Source organism: Streptomyces sp. NPDC001153, assembly GCF_053598315.1.
This window is the reverse complement of sequence record NZ_JBSFJZ010000054.1, coordinates 1-13,725: the sequence shown is the minus strand read 5'-3', so window position 1 is coordinate 13,725 and position 13,725 is coordinate 1. Positions and strand designations below refer to the sequence as shown.

At 71.0% G+C, this 13,725-nt stretch carries 16 protein-coding genes; 7 read left to right on the top strand and 9 right to left on the bottom strand.

What is annotated here, in order from left to right; all coding sequences use genetic code 11:
• Positions 1–9: 9 nt before the first annotated feature.
• Positions 10–369 (bottom strand): NADH-quinone oxidoreductase subunit A, encoded by a 360-nt coding sequence (locus ACWDEN_RS40905; protein WP_003992243.1) that lies wholly within the window; start codon positions 367–369, stop codon positions 10–12.
• Positions 370–1,120: 751 nt separating this feature from the next.
• On the opposite strand from ACWDEN_RS40905, the gene ACWDEN_RS40900 reads away from it, so the two are divergent.
• Both ACWDEN_RS40900 and def read left to right on the top strand, forming a co-directional pair.
• Positions 1,121–1,927, top strand: coding sequence for a C40 family peptidase (locus tag ACWDEN_RS40900; RefSeq protein ID WP_351610174.1), 807 nt, complete (start codon positions 1,121–1,123; stop codon positions 1,925–1,927).
• A 163-nt stretch (positions 1,928–2,090) separates the two neighbouring features.
• The gene (gene def, locus ACWDEN_RS40895) at positions 2,091–2,720 is read left to right on the top strand and encodes a peptide deformylase (RefSeq protein WP_351610171.1); all 630 of its coding nucleotides are present in this window, start codon (positions 2,091–2,093) and stop codon (positions 2,718–2,720) included.
• A gap of 4 nt (positions 2,721–2,724) precedes the next feature.
• On the opposite strand, the gene ACWDEN_RS40890 is transcribed toward def, so the two are convergent.
• On the bottom strand, positions 2,725–4,017 hold the full coding sequence (locus ACWDEN_RS40890) for a geranylgeranyl reductase family protein (RefSeq protein ID WP_351610170.1): 1,293 nt from the start codon (positions 4,015–4,017) through the stop codon (positions 2,725–2,727).
• 97 nt (positions 4,018–4,114) lie between these two features.
• On the opposite strand from ACWDEN_RS40890, the gene ACWDEN_RS40885 reads away from it, so the two are divergent.
• Both ACWDEN_RS40885 and ACWDEN_RS40880 read left to right on the top strand, forming a co-directional pair.
• A complete protein-coding gene (locus ACWDEN_RS40885) occupies positions 4,115–4,633 on the top strand; it encodes a GNAT family N-acetyltransferase (RefSeq protein ID WP_351610168.1) in 519 nt (172 codons plus the stop codon).
• A gap of 109 nt (positions 4,634–4,742) precedes the next feature.
• Positions 4,743–5,051, top strand: a complete 309-nt coding sequence (locus ACWDEN_RS40880; RefSeq protein ID WP_228625056.1) for a PASTA domain-containing protein — start codon at positions 4,743–4,745, stop codon at positions 5,049–5,051.
• A gap of 106 nt (positions 5,052–5,157) precedes the next feature.
• Here the strand turns inward: ACWDEN_RS40880 and ACWDEN_RS40875 are convergent, their stop codons facing one another.
• From ACWDEN_RS40875 to ACWDEN_RS40850, 6 genes are all read right to left on the bottom strand, one after another.
• Complete coding sequence (locus tag ACWDEN_RS40875) at positions 5,158–5,853, bottom strand: demethylmenaquinone methyltransferase (RefSeq protein ID WP_351610166.1); 696 nt, start codon at positions 5,851–5,853, stop codon at positions 5,158–5,160.
• Between the two features lie 123 nt (positions 5,854–5,976).
• The gene (locus ACWDEN_RS40870) at positions 5,977–6,576 is read right to left on the bottom strand and encodes a hypothetical protein (protein ID WP_351610163.1); all 600 of its coding nucleotides are present in this window, start codon (positions 6,574–6,576) and stop codon (positions 5,977–5,979) included.
• Positions 6,577–6,583: 7 nt separating this feature from the next.
• The gene (gene mqnC / locus ACWDEN_RS40865; RefSeq protein ID WP_351610160.1) at positions 6,584–7,783 is read right to left on the bottom strand and encodes a cyclic dehypoxanthinyl futalosine synthase; all 1,200 of its coding nucleotides are present in this window, start codon (positions 7,781–7,783) and stop codon (positions 6,584–6,586) included.
• A 70-nt stretch (positions 7,784–7,853) separates the two neighbouring features.
• Positions 7,854–8,597 (bottom strand): prepilin peptidase, encoded by a 744-nt coding sequence (locus ACWDEN_RS40860; protein ID WP_351610157.1) that lies wholly within the window; start codon positions 8,595–8,597, stop codon positions 7,854–7,856.
• Positions 8,598–8,631: 34 nt separating this feature from the next.
• Positions 8,632–10,449, bottom strand: a complete 1,818-nt coding sequence (locus ACWDEN_RS40855) for a protein kinase domain-containing protein (protein ID WP_450863034.1) — start codon at positions 10,447–10,449, stop codon at positions 8,632–8,634.
• 52 nt (positions 10,450–10,501) lie between these two features.
• Positions 10,502–11,350, bottom strand: coding sequence for a menaquinone biosynthetic enzyme MqnA/MqnD family protein (locus ACWDEN_RS40850; protein WP_351610153.1), 849 nt, complete (start codon positions 11,348–11,350; stop codon positions 10,502–10,504).
• 298 nt (positions 11,351–11,648) lie between these two features.
• On the opposite strand from ACWDEN_RS40850, the gene ACWDEN_RS40845 reads away from it, so the two are divergent.
• Positions 11,649–11,852: a cold-shock protein gene (locus ACWDEN_RS40845; RefSeq protein ID WP_003992177.1), complete on the top strand. Its 204-nt coding sequence runs from the start codon at positions 11,649–11,651 to the stop codon at positions 11,850–11,852.
• Positions 11,853–11,983: 131 nt separating this feature from the next.
• Here the strand turns inward: ACWDEN_RS40845 and ACWDEN_RS40840 are convergent, their stop codons facing one another.
• Entirely contained in the window at positions 11,984–12,574 is a 591-nt protein-coding gene (locus ACWDEN_RS40840) for a helix-turn-helix domain-containing protein (protein WP_351610150.1), read from the bottom strand.
• Between the two features lie 54 nt (positions 12,575–12,628).
• On the opposite strand from ACWDEN_RS40840, the gene ACWDEN_RS40835 reads away from it, so the two are divergent.
• Together ACWDEN_RS40835 and ACWDEN_RS40830 are read left to right on the top strand one after the other, a co-directional pair.
• Positions 12,629–13,318 (top strand): AzlC family ABC transporter permease, encoded by a 690-nt coding sequence (locus tag ACWDEN_RS40835; protein ID WP_450863032.1) that lies wholly within the window; start codon positions 12,629–12,631, stop codon positions 13,316–13,318.
• Positions 13,315–13,629 (top strand): AzlD domain-containing protein, encoded by a 315-nt coding sequence (locus ACWDEN_RS40830; RefSeq protein WP_450863030.1) that lies wholly within the window; start codon positions 13,315–13,317, stop codon positions 13,627–13,629. Before ACWDEN_RS40835 ends, ACWDEN_RS40830 begins: the two co-directional genes overlap by 4 nt.
• The last annotated feature ends 96 nt before the right edge of the window (positions 13,630–13,725 follow it).

The following is a 13,725-nucleotide window of genomic DNA, read 5'->3' as shown; positions in this document are numbered from 1 at the left end:
TAAGGCCCCTCAGTCCCATTCCAGGCCGCCGCGCCGCCATACGTACGCGTACGCCACGAAGACGGTGAGCACGAAGAGCAGCATCTCCACGAGCCCGAAGATCCCCAGGGCGTCGAAGGTGACGGCCCAGGGGTAGAGGAAGACGATCTCGATGTCGAAGACGATGAAGAGCATCGCCGTCAGGTAGTACTTGATGGGGAAGCGCCCGCCGCCGGCCGGCGTGGGGGTCGGCTCGATACCGCACTCGTAGGCCTCGAGCTTGGCGCGGTTGTACCGCTTCGGACCGATCAGCGTGGCCATGACCACGGAGAAGATCGCAAAGCCTGCCCCGAGGGCTCCCAGTACGAGGATGGGCGCATACGCGTTCACCGCTCCTCGCTCCTCTCAGTCGGCGCTGACTGCTGGCGGTTGCACTGGTGCACTGCGCTCACTTCCGCCTCACCGGTCCCACGAGCCCCGCCGTCCCGGGCGAAGATCGAGAACATGTGAAGCAGGTCACAAGCCCAGTTGCCACGCATCTTATGCCCGTCGCTCTGTGATCTGCGACACGGCGTATTGCACGAGCTTTGTGATCTCCACCACCTGACGAAGGATCATGAAGTCGGATGATGAGTGATCTTCATACGCGAAGCGTTCAGTTGATCACGAGAAGTGACATTCTCGCCTGTCATCGCAGGCCGGAGGGGTCGTCTCAATATCAAGAGAGTTCCGCTGCATGCAAATTGGCGCTGGACGTGGGTGCCTGCTAAAGGAGCGCGTTCACACATCAGAGGGAGGTGCGGGGTGCGATGTGGACGCGGGTGTGGACGCGTGCACACATTCACGAGCCCGCGCGCACGGGACGCCGCGCTCCCGGTGACCGTTCCGTGACCTCCGCCACATCGATGAGAGGCCTCAGAGAACCGGGCTTGGCCAATGACCCCAACCAGTGGTAGGCGTGGGGCAATTCGGACGTAATGATCAAAGACCGTGATCAAGGGCTTGATCACCGACGTCCGCAATGTCCGTTACGGCGTCAATAAAGAGTGACGCGCCCGGGAATTCAGGTCTCGATTGAGCAACTGTGGCGCAGCACACGTTTCTTGAAGATATGAAGGAGCCCCTGGTACCGGTTATTCCCATGTCCCACACCGCTCACATACGCAGCCACCGGAAGCCCCGCCGCAGCGCGTCGACCCTCGCGATGCGGGCCGGAGTTGCCGGTGGCGTCCTCAGCTCCCTGGCAGTCGCCGGGGCGTCCGGCTCGGCGAACGCGGCCGAGCCGGTGACGCAGACCCTCGAACTGCCCACCCTGACGGCCGATCTGGCCGCCCAGGCGGCCAAGTCCGCGGACGCCACGCAGCAGGCCGCCGCGAACTACCAGCTGCAGGCCGAGCGTGACGCGGCCGCCGCAAATGCCGCGAAGCAGGCCAAGGCGGACCTCGCCGAGGCGAAGCAGCAGGCCGCGGCCAAGAAGAAGGCCGCCGAGGACGCCCGCAGGGCCGCCGCCGAGCGTGCCTCGCGCAACGCGACTCGGACGACGCTCGCCGCCGCGGACAGCGGCAGCACCTCCACGAGTACGTCCACGGCCACCGGTTCGGCCGCGTCCGTCATCTCCTTCGTGAAGGCGCAGATCGGCAAGTCCTACGTCCTGGGCGCCTCCGGCCCGAGCGCCTACGACTGCTCCGGCCTGGTGCAGTCCGCCTTCAAGCAGATCGGCGTCAGCCTGCCGCGCGTCTCCCAGGACCAGTCGACCGCCGGCACGCAGGTCTCGCTGAGCAACCTGCAGCCGGGCGACGTCCTCTACTGGGGCAGCGCGGGCAGCGCGTACCACGTGGCGGTGTACGTCGGCGACGGTATGTTCGTCGGAGCGCAGAACCCGTCCACCGGCATCGTCGAGAAGCCGCTGTCGTACGACCCGCCGACCGGCGCCGTGCGGGTGCTCTGAACCTCACCCAGTACCTCTGGCACGCCTGTCACGCGCACAGGGGCCGCAGCCGCTCGGGGGCTGCGGCCCCTGCGTCGTTCCCGGCGCCTCGGAGCGCCGCTCCTGACATGCTCGGCTCGGACCGCCGTCCGGCGGTCCGTCCATGAGCGAAGGAGTCCGCGTCATGCCACGCGTGTTCGTACAGGGAAGGCCCGCCGACTCCTACCCCCGCCACGCCCCCGAGGCCGGGCGTGGCGCGGTGCGCCGGATCACCGAGGTCGGCGAGGAGGTCCTGCACAAGCCGTGCCGGGACGTCACGGAGTTCGGGCCCGACCTCGCCGCCCTCGTCGACGACATGTTCCTCACCCTGTATGTCGCCGAAGGGGCGGGACTTGCGGCGAACCAGGTCGGGGTCGATCTGCGGCTGTTCGTGTACGACTGCCCCGATGAGGATGGAGTCCGGCATGTCGGACACATCGTCAATCCGGTGCTCGAAACGCCCACGAGAGGGCGGCGGTTGCTGGACGAGGGCGAGGGCTGCCTGTCGGTGCCGGGTGCCGTGATGGCCGTACCGCGACCGGACCGGGCCGTCGTGCGCGGGCAGGACAAGGACGGTAACCCCCTTGCCATCGAGGGCACCGGGTACTTCGCGCGCTGCCTCGTCCACGAGACCGACCACACCAACGGGTACATCTACCTGGATCGACTCTCCAAGCGGGAGAAAAAGGACGCGCTGCGGCAGATGGCCGCCCGGCGGGACGAGGTGTTCGCCCGCCGCGCCGCCCGGGCCGGGGAGCTGAGCCCGGCCCGGTGAAGGCTCACGCCTTCGGGGCCACCTTGCTCAGGCCGTTGATGATGCGGTCCATCGCGTCGCCGCCCGTGGGGTCGGTGAGGTTCGCGAGGAGCTTGAGGGTGAACTTCATCAGCATCGGGTGGGTGAGGCCGCGCTGGGCCGCGATCTGCATGACCTTCGGGTTGCCGATGAGCTTCACGAAGGCACGGCCGAGGGTGTAGTAGCCGCCGTAGGTGTCCTTGAGGACGCGCGGGTAGCGCTGCAGGGCGATCTCGCGCTGTGCGGGCGTGGCACGCGCGTGTGCCTGCACGATGACGTCGGCGGCGATCTGGCCGGACTCCATGGCGTAGGCGATGCCCTCGCCGTTGAAGGGGTTCACCAGGCCGCCGGCGTCACCGACGAGCAGCAGGCCGCGCGTGTAGTGGGGCTGGCGGTTGAAGGCCATGGGGAGGGCGGCGCCGCGGATGGGGCCGGTCATGTTCTCGGGGGTGTAGCCCCAGTCCTCCGGCATGGAGGCGCACCAGGCCTTGAGGATCTCGCGCCAGTCCAGCTCCTTGAAGGAGGCGGAGGTGTTCAGGACACCGAGGCCGACGTTCGACGTGCCGTCGCCCATGCCGAAGATCCAGCCGTAGCCCGGCAGCAGGCGGTCCTGGGCGCCGCGGCGGTCCCACAGCTCCAGCCAGGACTCCAGGTAGTCGTCCTCGTGCCGGGGCGAGGTGAAGTAGGTGCGCACCGCGACGCCCATCGGGCGGTCCTCGCGGCGGTGCAGGCCCATCGCGAGGGACAGGCGGGTGGAGTTGCCGTCGGCGGCGACGACGAGCGGCGCGCGGAAGGTGACCTCGCGCTTCTCCTCGCCGAGCTTGGCGGTGACGCCGGTGATACGGCCGGTGCGGTCGTCGATGACCGGGCCGCTCACGTTGCAGCGCTCGTACAGCCGCGCCCCGGCCTTCTGGGCGTTGCGGGCGAGCTGCTCGTCGAAGTCGTCGCGCTTGCGGACCAGTCCGTAGTTCGGGTAGGCGGCGAGATCCGGCCAGTCCAGCTGGAGGCGGCTGCCGCCGCCGATGATGCGCAGGCCCTTGTTGCGCAGCCAGCCGGCCTCCTCGGAGATGTCGATGCCCATGGCGACGAGTTGCTTGACCGCGCGCGGGGTGAGGCCGTCGCCGCACACCTTCTCGCGCGGGAACTCGGTCTTCTCCAGGAGCAGGACGTCGAGGCCGGCCTTGGCGAGGTGGTACGCGGTCGTGGAGCCGGCCGGCCCCGCGCCCACGACGATCACATCGGCGGTGTTCTCGGAGAGGGGCTCGGTCTCGACGGTCACGGCGGGATCTCCCCAAGTTCGAAATGTATGTGCCGACCGGCACTGGACATGGGCAGTCTATTCAGCAGAATTGATCACCCGGCTGAAGGGCTGCCCTGTGAACCGACCTCTCCCCGCGGTACGGCTGCGCGTTCCCACCCACGAGGACGCGATCGCCTGGCACCGGGTCTTCGACGACCCCGAGGTCATGGAGTTCTACGGCGGCAGACCGGCCGCGCTGTCGGTCTACGAGGAGCTCACCGCGCGGCAGCGGAGGCACGACGCGGAACTCGGCTTCTGCCTGTGGACCATGCTGGACGAGTCCGGTGAGGTCATCGGCTTCACCGGAGCGCAGCCCTGGCAGCCCGCCTGGGGCCCGGTCGGCGAGATGGAGATCGGCTGGCGGCTCGGCCGCGCGCACTGGGGCAAGGGGTACGTGACCGCGGCCGCGCGCGAGACGCTCGAGCGGGTGCGGGCGGCCGGGGTCAAGGAGGTGGTGGCGATGGTCCGGCCGGGCAACGAGCGGTCGATCGCGGTGACCCGGCGCCTCGGCATGGAACCGGCGGAGACCTATCCGCACCCCACGCTGGGCGAGGACGCCCTGTGCTTCCGACTCAGCCTCGATCACACAGAGTAGCCGTCTGTCACAGAAAGACACCGGCTCCTTCCGGCCGGGGCGCGCGGGAGTTACCCTTCCAGTACCGCTGGGGGTGACATCTGTGCGCATAACACCCAAAACACCCGAAGTGCGCGTGCCGCGGCTGGTCGGACTGATGGCCGTGGACGCGCGCGAAACGGCCCGGGCGCAGGGCCTGTTCCTCAATGCGCCGGACCGCCCCGACTTCCACCTCGCGGTCGTCGACTACGTCGTACGCCAGTACCCGCAGCCCGGCGCCGAGGTGCCCCGGGAGTCCATGGTGTACGTGTGGTTCGACTTCGGTGAGGGAGAGGGCGGCGGAGGCGTGCGCGAGCCACGCATCCCACGGCCGCCCGCTGGTGGCCTCCAACGCGAACTCGGTGAGCCCGGTGACGCCTTCGAGATGATCAACCGCTGAGACCCCGGCCCGACGGGCCCGGCACAAGGACCGCCGAACCCGGTAAAGAGTCCGCCGAACCCGGTGAAGGACCCGCCGAGCCCCGTAAAAGGCCTCGGCGAGGGCCTCAGCTCTCCTTGAAGCCCCGGTGCAGCGCGACCACGCCGCCGGTGAGGTTGCGCCAGGCCACCTTCGACCAGCCCGCCTTGCGGAGCCGTTCGGCGAGGGCGGGCTGGTCGGGCCAGGCACGGATGGACTCGGCGAGGTAGACGTACGCGTCCGGGTTCGAGGACACCGCCCGCGCGACCGGCGGCAGCGCCCGCATCAGGTATTCGGTGTAGACGGTCCGGAAGGGCGCCCAGGTCGGGTGCGAGAACTCGCAGATCACCACGCGCCCGCCGGGCCGGGTCACCCGGAACATCTCCCGCAGCGCCGCGTCCGTGTCCTGCACGTTGCGCAGCCCGAAGGAGATCGTCACGGCGTCGAAGGTGTCGTCCTTGAACGGCAGCCGCGTCGCGTCGCCGGCCGTGAACGGCAGCCAGGTGTGCTTCCTCTTGCCGACCTGCAGCATCCCGAGCGAGAAGTCGCAGGGGACGACGTACGCGCCCGTGCGCGCGAACGGCAGCGAGGAGGTGGCCGTACCGGCGGCCAGGTCGAGGACCTTCTGCGCGGGGCGCGCGTCGACCGCCTTCGCCACCTCCTTGCGCCACACCCGGTCCTGGCCGAGCGACAGCACGTCGTTGGTCAGGTCGTACCGTTCCGCCACGTCGTCGAACATCGAGGCGACTTCGTGCGGCTGCTTGTTCAGGGAAGCGCGGGTCACCCGCTCATTGTGGCAGCAGGGGGTACGGCACTCCGGAAGCGCCCTCGCCTACGCCCGCGCGGCGCACGCCCGGCCGGGCCGGGCCGGCCGGCGAAGGTCCCGCGCCCGTCCGGTGCCCCGGGATCAGCGGCCCCGGTACACCAACCGCCCGCCGATCACGGTCGCCACGCAGGTGCCGGCGCCGCGGCGGACCAGTTCGGCACGGTCCGCGACGTCGAACACGGCGAAGCGGGCGGGCCCGCCCGGGACGAGCCGCGGCAGCAGGATCAGCGGGGTCGGGGACAGCGCTGCCGGGCCCGGAAGGCGGTCGGGCCGCTGCCCCACCGCGAGCCCGGCCCTGCGGACCGCGTCGACCACGGCCCGCGACCGCAGTTCCCCGGCCACCGCCACCGTGCCGTGTGCCAGCATCCGCTGCACCCCGCGTCGCGCGCTCGCGCCGAGGCGTGCGGGATCGCCGCGGAGGATCTCCCGGGCGCGCTGCCCGCCGATGGGCTCGGTGCCGAGGACGTCGGCCTCGCGGGGATCGGGGTGGTAGGTGGCCTCCAGCAGCTCCGGACCGTACGGGTTCAGCAGCCCTGGGGTGAGGATCCCGGGCCACCGCCGCACCTTGGCCCGGGGCTCGGCGGCGGCCAGTTCCTCGTACGGGCCGACGGCGGCGACGGACGCCCCGTCGACCAGAACCGCCGTCTCGGGAGACCGATCGGCCACGTGAAGTGTCAGCACGGAGCGCCTAGTTGGACGCCAGCAGCTTCAGTTCGGGGTGGGCCGTGCCGCCCTCGATCGCCGTGGACGAGATGTGGGACATCACCCGCTCGTCGACGGGGTCGTTCGCCGGGTCGTCGTGGACGACCAGGTGCTCGTAGGTCGTGGCGCGCTGCGCCGGGACCCGCCCCGCCTTCCTGATCAGGTCGATGATCTCGAGGCGGTTGGAGCGGTGCCGGGCGCCGGCCGAGGAGACCACGTTCTCCTCCAGCATGATCGAGCCGAGGTCGTCCGCGCCGTAGTGCAGCGACAGCTGGCCGACCTCCTTGCCCGTGGTCAGCCACGAGCCCTGGATGTGCCGGACGTTGTCGAGGAAGAGGCGGGCGATCGCGATCATCCGCAGGTACTCGAAGAGGGTGGCCTGGGTGCGGCCCTTCAGGTGGTTGTTCTCGGGCTGGTAGGTGTACGGGATGAAGGCGCGGAAGCCGCCCGTGCGGTCCTGTACGTCCCGGATCATCCGCAGGTGTTCGATGCGCTCGGCGTTCGTCTCACCCGTGCCCATCAGCATGGTCGAGGTGGACTCCACGCCCAGCCGGTGCGCGGTCTCCATGATCTCCAGCCAGCGCTCACCGCTCTCCTTCAGCGGGGCGATGGCCTTGCGGGGCCGCTCGGGGAGCAGTTCCGCGCCGGCACCGGCGAAGGAGTCCAGGCCCGCCTCGTGGATACGGGTGATGGCCTCCTCCACCGACACACCGGAGATCCGGGCCATGTGCTCGACCTCGGACGCGCCGAGGGAGTGGATGACCAGCTGCGGGAAGGCGTCCTTGATGGCCTTGAAGTGCTTCTCGTAGTACTCCACGCCGTAGTCGGGGTGGTGGCCGCCCTGGAACATGATCTGGGTGCCGCCCAGCTCGACCGTCTCCGCGCAGCGGCGCAGGATGTCGTCGAGGTCGCGGGTCCAGCCCTTGTCCTTGTCCTTGGGGGCCGCGTAGAAGGCGCAGAACTTGCACGCCGTGACGCACACGTTCGTGTAGTTGATGTTCCGCTCGATGATGTACGTCGCGATGTGCTCGACACCGGCGTACTTCCGCCGCCGCACCGCGTCGGCCGCGGCGCCCAGCGCGTGCAGCGGGGCATCCCGGTAGAGGTCGAGCGCCTCTTCCGGGGTGATCCGCCCACCGGCAGCGGCACGGTCGAGGACAGACTGGAGGTCGGCCTTCTCGGTCACCAGGGGCCCTTTCGTCAAGGGGTGCGGACGGACCGAACCAGCCTACGCCAGCGGTTTCACCGTACGGACGTCAGGCCGCGTACGCGCCGATCAGCAGCCCGGCGAAGGCACCGGCCAGCAGGAACGGCCCGAAGGGGATCGCGGTCCTGCGGCCCGCCCGCCGTACGACGACGAGGGCTCCGCCGTACAGCGCGCCGAGCAGGAAACCGGCGAAGGCGCCGAGCAGGACGGTGGACCAGCCGTACCAGCCGAGTACGGCACCCATGCCGACGGCCAGCTTCACATCGCCGAAGCCCATGCCACCCGGATTGATGAGGAACAGCACGAAATAGCCGGCGCCGAGGGCCACAGCGCCGTACACCGCGGTGGACCAGTGGCCGGCGTGCTCGGGCAGCAGCGCGGTGAGACCCAGCAGGGCGAGGGCGGACGCGGCGAGGGGCAGGGTCAGCGGGTCGGGCAGCCGCTGCACCCGGAAGTCGACCACGGCCAGCAGCACCCCGACCGGCGCGAGCAGCAGCCAGACCGCCAGCTCGGGGCGGGTGCCGGTGGCGGCGGCGAGGGCGGCGCAGGTCAGGGCGGTGGCGAGGGCAGCGGGGAGGGCCGCGGTGGGAGGTACGTCCGTGCGGCGGGCCTCTCCCCCGCAGGCGCCGCACGCGATCCGGCCGATCCAGCCGCGGATCGGATGACCGTCCGGGCAGCGGTCCCGCCAGGGTTCACCGGCCGGTACGGCGAAGCGGTAGGCGGCGCGGGGCAGCAGCGCGCCGACGAGCGCGCCCCACAGCGCGGCGACGGCCGTCAGCGCCCCTGTGCTCATCGGGTCCCCCCGCCCCCCGGCGCGCCCACCGTGCTCATCCGGCCTTCGACAGGCGCGCCACCGGGTTGCCCTCGGCGGAGCTGTCCGACGTGAACCTCAGGTCGTCGCCGACCGGGGTCAACTCGACCTGGTGCGGGGTCGGTACACAGTGTCCGGGGTTGTCCTTAGCGCCGGTCGAGGTCGCGAGGATCTGGGTCATCGTCACCTTCTTCAGGGTGAGGACGTCGGTGCACACGCCGCCGATCTGGTCGGTCTGCCGCAGCTGCCCCAACTCCTGTGCCACGCCGGCCTGATGGACGGTGAGCCGGAAGGTGCCCATGGGCAGACTGCCGCCGAGGCCGGTGGCCTGTCCTTCCCAGGTGCCGAGGTAGCGGGCCGGGACGGCGCCGGGCTGGTCACTTCGGCCGGTGGGACCGCCGGAGGCCTGGCTCGGTGCCGGGGAGAGCGAGGGGCGGCCGCCGCCCACGCTCCTGGCGCCGCCGTCCTGCTGGGCCCACGGTTGCAGCAGCACGCCGAGCCCCAGCCCTCCTGCGGCCAGGGCACCGGCGACGGCCAGCACCACCGTGCAGCTCAGTCGGCGCCCACGACCGCCCTCGGCCGGCGTGGCGGCGGCCGCCACGCTGACGGAGAACCGGCCCTGCGGCGCGGCGTCACGCTGCGCGGGCACGACGGTCGGCACTCCGGAGGGAGGAGGCCCGGAGGAAGCCCCGGCCACGCCGGTCGCCGGTCCCGAGGAGACCTCCACCCCCTTCGGGGTGCCGTGGCTTGAGAGCGAGGGGGGCTGCAGGTCACCGAGGGGTGCGGCAGGAGCCCCTGGCCCGCCGACCGGCGTGGCCGGGCCCCCTGGACTCATCACCGGCGCAGGCCCGAAAACCCCGGCCCCCGTGAACGAGTTCGAGGGCCCCGTCTCCGCCGGTCTGTCGAAGGCCACCGGCCCCGACGCCGGTTCCGGGGCGCCCGTGTCCAGGTTGAGGAGGCGTACGGCGCTGCGGCTGACCTGTTCCACCAGGGGGCCCGGCAGCCAGCCGTCGGTGGTCAGGCGGGTGGCGCCCTCGGGGGCGAGCCGGTGGCTCACCTCGGCGGGGGTGGGGCGGGAGGTGGGGTCCTTGGCCAGACAGGCGGCCGTCACCTCCCTCAGTTCACCGTCCATGCCGTCGAGTTCGGGCTCCTCGTGCACCACCTTGTAGAGGAGGGCCGCGGACGAGTCCCCCCGAAACGGCGGCTCGCCGGTGGCCGCGTAGGCCAGCACCGCGCCGAGGGAGAAGACGTCGGCCGCGCCCGTGGCGCCCTTGCCGAGGATCTGCTCGGGTGCCATGTAGCCGGGGGAGCCGATCGACACGCCGGTGGACGTCAGGGACGCCGTGCCGTCCATGGCCCGGGCGATGCCGAAGTCGATCAGCAGGGGCCCGTCCAGGGTCAGCAGGACGTTGGAGGGCTTCACGTCCCGGTGGACCAGGCCCAGGTCGTGTACGGCCGTCAGCGCCTCGGCGAGGCCCGCGCCCAGGGCCCGTACGGTGTGCGCGGGCAGGGGGCCGGTGTCGGTGACGGTCGCGGCGAGGGACGGGCCGGCCGCGTAGGCGGTGGCGACCCAGGGCACGGCCGCGTCCGGGTCCGCGTCCAGGACCGGGGCGGTCCAGGCGCCGCCGACCCGGCGGGCGGCGGCCACCTCGCGCCGGAAGCGGGCGCGGAACTCCTCGTCCAGCGCGAAGTGCGGGTGCACGATCTTCACGGCGACGGTACGGCCGCCCGCGCTGCGGCCGAGGTAGACCCGGCCCATGCCACCGGCGCCGAGCCGGCCGAGCAGCCGGTAGGGCCCGACGGTGGCCGGCTCGTCCCCGTCCAGCGGCTGCATGACGCGCTCCCCCCACCCCACATCCAGTGGTGAGCAGCCTAGTCACGCCTGCTCACGGCCGCAGCAGGTCCACCTTCACATCCGCCGGGAAGCCGGTCGTCGGGCCGACGCGGCGGGCGAACTCGGCGACGGCCGCGAGTTGCGGGGTGCCGAAGCTGAAGTCGAGGGTGGTGAAGTACTGGGCCAGGGTCGCCTCGTCGAAGTCCTCCCAGCGGGCAGCCTGTTCGGCGACCTTGCCGACCTCCTCCAGGGAGAGGTTGCGGGAGGCGAGGAAGGCCTCGTGGACCTGGCGGGTGATGTCCGGCTCGCGGTCGGCGTAGTCGCGGCGGGCCGCCCAGACCGCGAAGACGAACGGCAGGCCGGTCCACTCCTTCCAGAGCGCGCCGAGGTCGTGCACCTCGAGGCCGTAGCGGGGGCCGTCGAGCAGGTTCGCGCGCAGCGCCGCGTCGCCGATGAGGACGGCGGCCTCGGCCTCCTGCATCATCAGGCTGAGGTCGGGCGGGCAGGTGTAGTAGTCGGGCGCCACGTCGTAGCGCTCGGCGAGCAGGAGCTGGGCGAGGCGGACCGAGGTGCGGGAGGTCGAGCCGAGGGCGACGCGTGCGCCGTGCAGACGGTCGAGCGGGACCTGCGAGACGATCACGCAGGACATCACCGGGCCGTCGCAGCCGACGGCGATGTCCGGGAAGGCGACCAGGTCGTCGGCGTTGCGCAGGAACTCGACCAGGGTGACGGGGCCGATGTCGAGATCGCCGCGCACGAGCTGCTCGCTGAGCTTCTCCGGGGTGTCCTTGGTGAGCTCGAAGTCGAGGAGTGTGCCGGTTCTCGCGAGCCCCCAGTACAGGGGCAGGCAGTTCAGGAACTGGATGTGGCCGACGCGCGGCCGGGTGCGAGCATTGTCCACATCGCGACACTAGACCCCGTGCGCTACGGTGCCGGGACCGGCCCCACCGTCGCCACGCCGTCAAATGGCCCAGCGGATGTTCAAACATCCGGGTGACGTGATCTTGACCTCTATTGCTTTCGGGCGCCCGCGTGCTAGGCTCGCCGCAAGTTGCAGTTTGGTTTCCCTTGCAGTACAGAGCCTGCGGAGCATGTGACCGCGGGCTCTCGTCGTTTTCAGACAAATGCAGTTGTGCAGCACCGTTTCACACTTGCAGGTTCTGGAGCAGGGCAACCCTTTGTGAGCCCAAGGAGGGCTTATGGCTACCGGAACCGTGAAGTGGTTCAACGCCGAAAAGGGCTTTGGCTTCATCGCCCAGGAGGGCGGCGGCCCCGACGTCTTCGTTCACTACTCCGCGATCAACGCCTCCGGCTTCCGCTCCCTCGAGGAGAACCAGCAGGTGAGCTTTGACGTGACGCAGGGCCCGAAGGGTCCGCAGGCGGAGAACGTCACCCCCGTCTGATCTCTGCCTGATCGCAGAACCTGAGAGAAGTACCCAAGGAGCCCCGCGCCGTTCCGGCGACGGGGCTCCTGCCTTTGCGGCCGACGCCGCGTGTGAATTCTGGGCGAATTCTCGGCGTGGGCCGCCCGCTGTTACGTGTGCTGCATGACGAGGACGAAGGCCGTGCCCGATTCCAGCGCCTCGTACGAGTGCGGAACATCACCCCGATAGGTCATGTAATCGCCGGGACCGAGTTCGGCCTCCTCCCCCGCCGGACCCGCCTTCACCCGGCCCGAGCCGACGATCAGATGCTCGACCGTGCCGGGAATGTGCGGCTGAGACGTGCGGGCCGCCCCGGGCTCGGCGCGCAGGCGGTAGATATCCCGCCGGGCCCCGGGAGGGCTCGCGGACAGCAGCGTCGCGACGTAGTTCGCCTGCTCCGAGGCGACCTCCGGGCCCTCGCCGGCGCGGATCACCTGGACCTGCGGCGCGGGCGGTTCGACCAGCGCGCTGAACGGCACCCCCAGTGCGACCGCGAGTGCCCAGAGCGTCTCCACGTTCGGGTTCCCGCTCGCCGCCTCCAGCTGGGAGAGCGTGGACTTCGCGATGCCGGCGCGTTTGGCCAGCTCGGACAGGGACAGGCCGCTGCGGGCGCGCTCGCGCTTGAGCGATGCCGCGATCCACTCCAGCGGGAGCCGGGCGGGGGTCCGGGGAGACGGCTCGGCCATGTTTGTTCGCTCCATCGGTACGATCGTTCGGCTTGACGGACAGCCGATCTTTGTTCCAGTGTAGAAAACATGCGTTCGATACAGCGAACAACCGATGACATGTCCCTGGTGCGTGACAGCTCGCTCGTCTGGCTCGCCAGCGGCATCGTCGGCGTCTCCTTCGGCGCCGTCTCGGTCGCGGGCGGGCTTCCGGTGTGGGTGCCCGTGGTGATGTCCCTGGTGGTGTACGCGGGCTCGGCCCAGTTCAGCGCGGTGGCGGTGTTGCTCGCCGGGGGCGGGCCGGTCGCCGCCGCGGCGACGGGGCTGTTGCTCAACACCCGTACGGCCGCGTTCGGCCTGGCGGTGGCGGACATCATCGGTACCGGCCGTGCGAGCCGTCTGCTCGGCGCGCACCTGGTCACCGACGAGACGGTGGCCTTCGCCCTCGCCCAGTCCGACCCCGTACGGCAGCGGAGGGCGTTCTGGATCTCCGGGGTCGGTCTGTTCGCCGTGTGGAACACCGGCGTGCTGGCGGGCGCGCTCGCCGGGGGCGCGCTGGGCGACACGGCCCGGTACGGCCTCGACGCCGCCTTTCCCGCCGTACTGGTGGCCCTGGTGCTGCCCCAGCTGCGGGCGGACGCGACGGTACGGCGGTGTGCCCTGCTCGGCGCGGTCGTCGCCCTCGCGGTGACGCCCGCCGTACCTGCCGGGGTGCCGGTGCTGCTCGCTCTGGCGGGGCTCTTGCTGCACCGCCGGCAGCCCGTGGAGGCCGCCGTATGAACGCCGCCGTCGTCGTGATCCTCGCGCTGGCTGTGGGCACCTACGCCTTCCGGCTGGTGGGGCCGGTGCTGCACGGGCGGGTCGAGATACCGGCCCGGGCGCAGGAGCTGGCCTCGGCCGGGGCGGTCGTGCTGCTCGTCGCCCTGCTGGCCACCGGTGCGCTGACGGAGTCCGGCGGCTTCGCGGGCTGGGCCCGCCCCGCCGGAGTCCTGGCCGGCGCCGTCCTCGCCCGGCGCCGGGCGCCGTTCGTGGTGGTGGTGCTCGGCGCGGCGGCGACGACCGCGCTGCTGCGGCTCGCCGGGGTGGCCTAGGTGTATTGATCACGAGCGTTGTTAACGCTGGCCGGTCTTGATCGTGGCGAAGGCCCCCGTGTGTGGTGGAGGTGTCGAATCTTCACCGCACGGAGG